General features: G+C 29.8%; 9 protein-coding genes and 1 pseudogene. 7 read left to right on the top strand and 3 right to left on the bottom strand.

What is annotated here, in order from left to right:
* Window positions 1-2 precede the first annotated feature (2 nt).
* From B4G36_RS10195 to B4G36_RS10205, 3 genes are all read right to left on the bottom strand, one after another.
* Complete coding sequence (locus B4G36_RS10195; RefSeq protein ID WP_291063832.1) at window positions 3-1,997, bottom strand: TonB-dependent receptor plug domain-containing protein; 1,995 nt, start codon at window positions 1,995-1,997, stop codon at window positions 3-5.
* A gap of 377 nt (window positions 1,998-2,374) precedes the next feature.
* Window positions 2,375-2,692 (bottom strand): helix-turn-helix domain-containing protein, encoded by a 318-nt coding sequence (locus tag B4G36_RS10200; protein WP_291063796.1) that lies wholly within the window; start codon window positions 2,690-2,692, stop codon window positions 2,375-2,377.
* Window positions 2,693-2,770: 78 nt separating this feature from the next.
* Entirely contained in the window at window positions 2,771-3,142 is a 372-nt protein-coding gene (locus tag B4G36_RS10205; protein WP_291063798.1) for an AraC family ligand binding domain-containing protein, read from the bottom strand.
* A gap of 90 nt (window positions 3,143-3,232) precedes the next feature.
* On the opposite strand from B4G36_RS10205, the gene B4G36_RS10210 reads away from it, so the two are divergent.
* The 7 genes and pseudogenes from B4G36_RS10210 to B4G36_RS10240 all read left to right on the top strand — a co-directional run bounded on the left by B4G36_RS10210 (window position 3,233) and on the right by B4G36_RS10240 (window position 9,112).
* Window positions 3,233-4,417, top strand: a complete 1,185-nt coding sequence (locus B4G36_RS10210) for a CynX/NimT family MFS transporter (protein ID WP_291063800.1) — start codon at window positions 3,233-3,235, stop codon at window positions 4,415-4,417.
* Window positions 4,418-4,841: 424 nt separating this feature from the next.
* Window positions 4,842-5,315, top strand: a complete 474-nt coding sequence (locus B4G36_RS10215) for a helix-turn-helix domain-containing protein (RefSeq protein WP_291063802.1) — start codon at window positions 4,842-4,844, stop codon at window positions 5,313-5,315.
* Between the two features lie 66 nt (window positions 5,316-5,381).
* On the top strand, window positions 5,382-6,029 hold the full coding sequence (locus B4G36_RS10220) for a carboxypeptidase-like regulatory domain-containing protein (RefSeq protein WP_291063804.1): 648 nt from the start codon (window positions 5,382-5,384) through the stop codon (window positions 6,027-6,029).
* A 336-nt stretch (window positions 6,030-6,365) separates the two neighbouring features.
* Complete coding sequence (locus B4G36_RS10225; RefSeq protein ID WP_291063806.1) at window positions 6,366-6,494, top strand: hypothetical protein; 129 nt, start codon at window positions 6,366-6,368, stop codon at window positions 6,492-6,494.
* A pseudogene (locus B4G36_RS10230) lies at window positions 6,478-7,748 on the top strand (outer membrane beta-barrel family protein). Before B4G36_RS10225 ends, B4G36_RS10230 begins: the two are co-directional and overlap by 17 nt.
* Window positions 7,749-7,968: 220 nt before the next feature.
* A complete protein-coding gene (locus B4G36_RS10235) occupies window positions 7,969-8,331 on the top strand; it encodes a hypothetical protein (RefSeq protein ID WP_291063808.1) in 363 nt (120 codons plus the stop codon).
* A 229-nt stretch (window positions 8,332-8,560) separates the two neighbouring features.
* A complete protein-coding gene (locus B4G36_RS10240; protein WP_291063810.1) occupies window positions 8,561-9,112 on the top strand; it encodes a ferritin in 552 nt (183 codons plus the stop codon).
* Window positions 9,113-9,143: the final 31 nt, after the last annotated feature.

Genomic DNA, 9,143 nt, shown 5'->3' on the forward strand with positions numbered 1-9,143 from the left:
GATTAATTAATTCCTAAATTGAAGGTAAGTTTAGCGAAATACGAACGTCCATATCCATACAAAATACTCGTAGAACCTTGACTGTGAGCACCATCATTTCCAGATGAACTGTTCAAATACTTAACATCAAAAAGATTTCTTGCACCAATTGTTAAACTAAGTTTTTTGTTCCAAAAACTTTGTCTTATTGACGCATCCATCCAGTTAAAAGCTTCTTGTTTGCCTTTTACTAAAATTTGTTCACTTGTATTTGACGGATTATTTTTCAAGACAAATTGTTCTTGAGCTCCATTGTATTTATAGAAAAATGAGAAAATTGTATTGGTTTTTGACAAGGTGTACGAAACATTTGCATTGATTTGCGTTGAATAGAAATATTTATTTTTAACTGAATTTACAGCAACTGCTTCATCAATATCTTGCTTGATTCCTGTCAACGTAAAACCAACTCCTCCCGAAAATTGATGGACTTTGAATTGATTCAAATACGTAATACCTTGTACATCATAATTATCAATATTACGATATTGATATTTCAATGGAGATTCTTCGACAACAATCAAATCAATCTTATCTTTCAGATTAATTTTCCACAACGATACTTTTTGCTCTAATGAATTATTTTCTCCGATATTCCAATTCTTTTTTAAGTGAACAAAAGCAGAAACTCCTTTTTCTGGATTCAGATTTTCGTTTCCTTGCACATTATGATTGACGTCTACGAAATACGAATACATTTCCTCATAATTTGGCAAACGCGGCGAAGTCCCAACAATCGCACGTAATTCCCACTGTTTTCCAAGTAGATATTTCGCACTCAAACTCATTACATATTGCGTATCAAATTGCTCCGAAAACATCACGCGAGCGCCTGGACGAAACGAAAGTTTATCATTTAGATTAATTTCAGAAGAAGCAAAAAAATCATACGTTCCTAATTTTCTTTCTATAGGTTTTTGAAAAAATTCTCCTGCCGAAGTTGAAGCAAAACCTTTTGTTTGATCGATTTCATAACCAAATTGAAAATCGAAATAATCATTTTTATTGATAAAATTGCTGAACATCCCTTTAGAATAATACACTTTTCGACTTTCATATTCGAATTTGTTTACATCATGTTCAACACCTTCAAGAATTTCATAATTGTACGATTTCAATTTTCTTTTTTGTTCTTGATACGAAAACGAAACATCATAATTAATTGCTTTTCTAAATCGTCCAGAAGCGTTTAAGTGATTATAAATAAGATCTGTTGTGTACACTCTATCTTTTCCAAAATAATCAACCGTTGCAGTTGTCGCATTCGTTGAAGCAATTGGATTAGGATCGTAATACTTGGTTTCTTCGTTGAAATATTCGAATTTATAAAACAAACGATAATTGTCTTTTTTATATTGAACAAATGCTTTTGCTGCATTTTGTTCTTTTGCCAACCATTCGTATCCTCTCAATCCGTCATTATTAGGATAATTCTTTCCTTTTTTATCATCAAAAAATCCTTGAAAATCATTACGTGAAAAACTTAAATTAGCGTAGATTTTGTCTGAAAATTTATACCCAATTTTCAAGGATTGTATATGTCTTCCCTTATTTTTCCAATTGTATTCGTCACCAATTGTTTCCTCTTGCAAAGTCGCAGAAATATCAAATTTATTCTTCCCTCCTTTTTTGGTAATAATATTGATTACTCCCGCAATAGAATTCGCTCCGTATTCAACTCCCATCGCACCTTCTACGATTTCTATTTGCTGAATATCATCTAAATTAATTTGCGTTAAATCGGTATTATTTCCTAAACCTTCGTCGTTAACTAATGGAATATTATCCACCAAAATTTTGAAATATTGCGCATCCAAACCAAACATTTGCACCGTCGATTTTCCTGTAGAAGAACTAGGAATAATATTCATATTCAATGTTTGATTTAAAACATCTGCCAATGTATTTCCTGCTTGTCGCTCGATCATTTCTTGCGAAATCACTTTTACTTCGTAAATAGATTTCTTAACCGACTGTGCATTATATTATCCAGAAATCACGGTTTGTTCCAAATTAATCGTCGAATCTTTTGGAACCGAATTAATTTCTTGAGCCTGTAGAATTATTGTTGTAAGTAAGCTTAGTAGAAAAAAGCGCCTCTTCATTTGTCCTTAATTTTATTATTTAGAATTAGTCTAATAATTAATAAAGCAAATGTAAACGAATTTCTTGAATTTATTTTTATTTATTCTAAATTAATTTATTGAATAATGATAAAAATCGAGTTTCGTCTTCTAATTCTCATAAAAGAATGAGATGTTAAAATATTATAAATCAATTCAATTTGTTAAAGAATTAAATAAGGAAATTAAAAATTGAACGAAATTAAAACGAATTATTTCCGTTTAGGTTTTGTTTTTGTAACAGAAAAATAAGATGCTGTAAAAGCAGACAAACTTTTGTAACCGACTTTATAAGCGATTTCGCTCAATGTAAAATTATTAGTATCAATCAATTCGATACTCTTTAAAATTCGGACAAGTTGCATATATTTCTGAAGTGTAATTCCTGTTTCTTGTTTGAAAATTCGTTGCAAATTTCGTGCTGACATATTCGCTTTTTCTGCTAATTCATTTAGATTAAAATTTGTGGTATAATGAGAATGAATATACTCACTCACAGGAATTAAACGTCTATCAACAAGAACTGGCAATTCTAGATTATGGTTTTCATCGCAAAAATGAGGCAAACTATACAACATCGAATTTAAGAAAATCTTTTGCTCTTCATCTTATACCAAAAATTTATTCCATTTTGAAGCGTATAACATCATTTCCTTTAGAATCGGCGGTGCAACAAAAACATGGATATCGTTGTAAAAATCTTCCCTAAAAACTTCTTTAAATAAAATCAACATTGGATTGACGGTTTTCGCCTCAGAAGTCGTACGATGTAGCTTATTTGCCGGAATCCAAATCACATGATTTTGAGGAACTAAATAAATCTTTTGTTCGATATGAAAATATTGGTAACCTTCTTCAACATAATTCAATTGGAAATAGTCATGCGAATGAACCTCATCTGCATTTTTACGATTCTTCTCGTACCAAACGTATGTATTGGTTGTCATATGATCCGAATATTCTCCAATAATTTGTTGCATTAATTTATTTGTCGTTTTAAATATAATATATGGCAAAATTAATAAAAACGACATGATTAATTTTGTAACTGAATTAGAAATATCAAGTCAATGGAAAAAAATAAAAATATTTGGATTGGAATTGCAGTTGTCATTTTAGTTTCAACTAACCTAAGAGCACCAAATACCGCTGTTAGTCCAATTTTAGATGAAATGAAATCTGTCTTAAAAATAGACAATTTTCAGGCAAGTTTATTGACTTCAATTCCACTTTTCGTGTTCGCATTTTGTTCAATTTTGGTGAGTAAAGCCACTGCAAAAATTAACATTCGACATGGATTAATTTATTCCTTAATCATTCTAATTATCGGGATTTACGCTCGTATTTACGGCAATATTTCAATGTTATATATCGGTTCGTTACTAATTGGATTGGGAATTTGTATTGGAAATGTTTTGACACCAGCCTATATAAAAAATACGTTTCCAACAAAAATTGGAATTATGACAGGTATTTTTTCGGTTTCGATGAGTTTAATCGCCGCATTAGCTTCTGGATTGAGTATTGCAATTGGAAACTGGACAAATTTAGGTTGGAAAGGTTCTCTTGGAGTTTGGATTATAGCGGCTATAGCTGCACTTATAATTGTCTGTATTGATTCCTTAAAAAATAAATCAACGACTCAACAAAAAACTGTTCAATCAGAGGATGTAAAATTCAATATTTTCAAATCGAAACAAGCATGGAACATTAGTATTTTTATGGGATTACAATCGTTGATTTATTATTGTTTAGTTGCATTATTACCTACTTTACTCATTGATTTTGGCATGACAAAAACCAATGCAGGTTGGGTATTTTCGGTTTTACAACTTGCCATGTTACCCGCCATGTTAATCAGTCCAGTTTTAGCCTCACGCATGAAAAATCCAAAAATTATGATTTACATAACTTCCATTTTATATTTTATTGGAATCATAACATTGTTAATTTTCAAAGCAAAATTCAGTTATTTGAGTGCGATTTTAATTGGAATTGCAGGAGGATTTGTCTTTAGTCTTTCTATTTTATTCTTCTCATTGAGAACAAAAACAATGGTCGGAACTATTAAAATTTCGGGAATGGCACAATCTGTTGGTTATTTAATTGCAGCATTTGGACCTCCTATTTTCGGAAAATTATATGATATCGATTCTACTTGGAGCTATTCATTATACTTTTTAATGTTCTGCATGATGATCCTAACATTTTTTGGAACAAAAGCTTCTCAACCCAAATTTGTGGAGGAAAATTAAAAATAATTCAAACTTACAAGTAACATATATCAAACAAAAACGTCTATAGAATAGAACACGTTATCAACGTGTTATTCGCACAAATTGATTATATTACATGTACGTTTATGAAAACCAAAATTATACAACCTCATCATCCTGAATTAAAAAATATTGTTCAATCTTTCCTAATACTAATCTTTGTCTTTCCATTTACAAGCAGAATAAAATCATTCTCGAAAAAAATAAAACTAACAAACATCTTTTTACCTTAAAAGGAAATGTTACGTACAAAAGTTATTTATCAGGATTTCACGAATCTAATCTTAATGTAAGCATTAATGCTGCTTTAGATGAAGTTTGTATTATTTTTCATCCAGCTGCGTTACGTTTATTTACAAATATTTCGTACGATGAATTAATTAAAATTGATGAAGTTTTCGAAATGATTTTCCCAAAATTTGCAACAGATTTTACAGAACAATTATTTGAGGAAAAGAATTCGTTAAAAAGAATTTTAATGCTCGAAAATATACTATTGAAAAGTTTAAATCAAGATTATTTAAATACTAAAACCAAAGAAATCTTATACCTTATTCAACAAAAAGATGAATTAAAAGTTGGTCCTTTAGCCAAACAACTTTCTATGAACGAATCTACTTTATATCGGCTGTTTATGAATCAAATTGGGCAAAGTCCGAAATCTTTTTTGAAAACAGTTCGATTTAGAAAAGCGCTAGATTCTGTTCTTCATTTCGAAAAAGAAAAACTTACGCATATCGCTTACCAAAATAATTATACAGATCAATATCATTTTATCCGCGATTTTAAAGAAATTACGGGACAATCGCCCAATCAATTAAGAAATAAAACAAGCATTCAACAAGAACAATTGGCTTGGATTTATGCGCAACATTAAGCTGCACGATTTTTTCAATTTTATCTTTCTTCGATACTTTTTCTTTGTTATAAATTAATATAACATATGAAAAATCTTATTTTGATTAGCTGCTATTTGATTGCCTTTAGCTTTTGTTCATCAGCATTTGGGCAACAATTCACAATAAAAGGAAAAGTGATCAATCAACATGATAAAGCACTTGAATTTGCTGATATTCTTCTTTTCGAAAATGATAGTTTACTTATCAACCAAGCGTATACAGATAGTCTGGGATTATTTTCTATGAAAATAGATGCTGGAACTTATTTACCTAAAATAGAACAATTTGGCGTAGAATTTTATTCTCAAGAAATAGAAATCAAGCAAGATAAAGACTTAGGGCTTGTCAAAATTCAAGATGCTACAACTTTAGAAGGCACAACGATTACAGCAAAAAAGAAATTGATTGAACAGAAAGTAGATCGTCTTGTTTACAATATCGAAAATTCTATTGCTTCGCAAGGAATGTCTGCTTTGGACGCTTTACGAAACACACCAATGGTGAATGTCATTAATGATAATATTTCGATTGTCGGAAAAAGAAATGTTGCTGTAATGGTAAATGACAGAATGCTTAATTTATCAGGAAGCAAACTAACGAATTATCTACAATCGCTGCACTCCGACGATATTGCGAAAATCGAAATCATTACAACTCCTCCTTCAAAATATGATGCGCAAGGAAATAATTGAATTATTAATATTATTTTAAAGAAAAATCCCAATCTTGGCTGGAGCGGGAGTGTAAATTCTTCGTATCAACGAGATTCGCACAATGGTTTCAGAACGGGCGGAACGCTTAATTATCAATCGAATAAAATAAGTAGTTCACTAAAAATAAATCAAGGTGATATTAATTACAAATTACACAGTAGTCGAAATCTTATTGGGAAAGAAACCGCAATTTATACAAACGAAGAAAGGCATGATAATCCAAAGATTTTTAGTGTTAATTATAACTTAGATGTCAAAATCAATAAAAATCAAAATACAGGATTTATTTACAGTTATAGCAAGTTGAATTATGATATGGATACAAAAGGAATCAGCCGATATCAAACACATTCTATTATCGATTCTACTTTGTATACCAATCAAAAAGAACATTGGTCAACACATACACATACCTTGAATGCCTATTATGACAAAATTAGATAGCATTGGAAAAAAGCTAAATTTTACCGCGAATTTTCTAAATAATTCACCCAAAAAATTCAATGATTTTAATACACAAAATGAGTTGAATAACAACGAAACTTTAATTCAGAACAATAGTAAAATGAAATATTCGATCTTTTCGATGCAAGCTGATTTTACTTTGCCTTACAAATGGTCGAACATAGAAACTGGAGCAAAATATACATTATTGGATAACAAATCGGATGTGGAATATTATGAATTTGATGGAATAGATTTTATTTTGAATCCTTCTAATAGTAATGTTTTTCAGTACAAAGAAAATAATTATGCGGCTTATGTGAGTTTCCAAAAAGACTTCAATCAAAAATGGTCTGCAAAAGCAGGTTTACGATACGAATACACTTCGCTAGAAGGTTTTACACCAAATGACGAAAACAGCAGTCTGAAAAAGATCTACGGAAAATTCTTTCCTACAGCTTATATAAGTTATAGACCAAATACAAATCATTCGTTCAGTATCGATTATTCCAAAAGAATAAATCGTCCCAATTTTCAATCTTTAAATACATTCCGTTGGTACACGAATCCGTATATGTATTACACAGGAATTCCTAAATTACAACCATCATTTAATGATAATATTGAACTAAATTAATCTACAAAGGAAAATTTACATTTGGACTATACTATCAATTTAGCCAAAATAATTTGGCTAATATTGCACATTTTTCAGATGGAATTTACAGCAATGTAGTAGAAAATAGTTACGATCAAAACAGAACGGGATTCAATATTGGATATTACAACACCTTTTTCAAAATTTGGGAAACTTCAGTTAATGCGAATGCATCTTATACAACCACAAAACCGACTATTTCTGAACTGGAAAAGTTAAAAGTTTATTCGATGTCGTATTCTTTTTATAATACCATCACATTAAATAAAGACAAAACATGGTTTTTGATGCTTAATTTTTGGCATACACTTCCATTCACTTATGCCAATATAAAACTGCAAGATCAACTAGAGTTTTCGCCAGGCATTAAAGCTTCGTTTTTCGATAAAAAATTACAAGCCAATTTTGTGATAAATGATGTATTCAAAACGATTAAAAACAAAGGGTATTCGTATAATGGCGATTATCGTTCAGAATTTAATCAATACAATGATTACCGAGGTTTTAAACTTAGTTTAACATACAATTTTGGAAATAACAAAGTGAAAGAAAACAACAAAAAAGTGAATTTCGAGGAACAAAATAGAGCAAATTAAACTTCATACAACTCTCAAGAACATCAACTTAATTGTTGGTATTTAAATTTCGATACTATTTTCAAAAAATATAAAAATAGTTATGGTGCATTCCGATGAATATGAGATATTTATTTGATTTAACACATCAATATAAATTAACAAGAACTAAAATTAATGAAGAAAGCATTAGAAAATTATTCAATTTATTAAAGAAATTATTCCTGTTACCGTAGGTATTTTGATTGCGCTGTTTATTGACAATTGGAACACAAATAGAAAAGACAAAGTTTATATTTATCAAGTATTTTCAACAATAAAAAGTGAATTGAATGAAACAACAGAAGAAATAAAATACAATATTCCATTGCAAAATTCTTATGTCGATTCGCTGGAATACTGTGCTGATAACGAAAGTGTTAACATTTTGGATGTCACAATGAAATGTAAAGGTGTTTTTATTCCTCAAATTAAAACAAGCGCTTGGAAATCAGTTTCTACTTCCAAAATTGACTTGATAAATTATGATAAAATCACTTCTTTATCTAATATTGAAGAACAAAACAGAATTTTTCATGAATTTCTTATACTCCAACTTTTATGAAACAGAAAAGAACAAAAAAGAGACCATCAAAATTCTAATATTAGACATTATTCAAACCGAAAAAACAATTCAACGACAAATTGATTTTTATAATAAGAAGTAAGGTTTAAGGTTATCAAAATATTTGAAACAAATCTAAATATCAATATTTTAGAAAGTATTAACAATTAAAAAAAGGGTTTGGCGCGAAAATTACATTCAATATTTTCAAAATAAATTCTACTTAAAAATGAATACAACAAGAATTTCTAAAACATTACAAAAAGCACTAAATGATCAAATTACATTAGAAGCTTTTTCTGCACAAATTTATCTTATGCTTGCATGTTGGGCAGATGAAAATCAATTGGACGGAGTCAAAAATTTTATGATGAAACACTCTCAGGAAGAACGCGTACATATGGCTAAAATTATAGAATATGTGCAAGAACGTGGTGGTATTGTAAAAATTGAAGCAATTAAAAAACCTGGACCTGAACCTAAAAATGTATTAGAGTGTTTTCAAGCTGTTTTAAAACAAGAAATCGAAAATACCGAATCCATCTACAAAATTGTAAAAATGAGTATGGAGGAAGAAGATTGGGCAACATCGAATTTCTTACAATGGTTGGTTGCTGAACAACGTGAAGAAGAAAAATTAGCACTCGATTTATTAGACAAAGTAAAATTAGCGGGTGGGGCTAATATGTCTGATGCTGCAAAATTTGATTTAAACAAAACGATCGGTAATACAGGACAAGATTTTCCGACAGCAGATCAAATTAATCCATTAGCAGAATAATTTATTCATCATTCATCTCAAAGGGCTAATT

This window comes from Empedobacter sp. UBA3239 (genome assembly GCF_002362875.1).
Classification (GTDB): Bacteria; Bacteroidota; Bacteroidia; order Flavobacteriales; family Weeksellaceae; genus Empedobacter; species Empedobacter falsenii_B.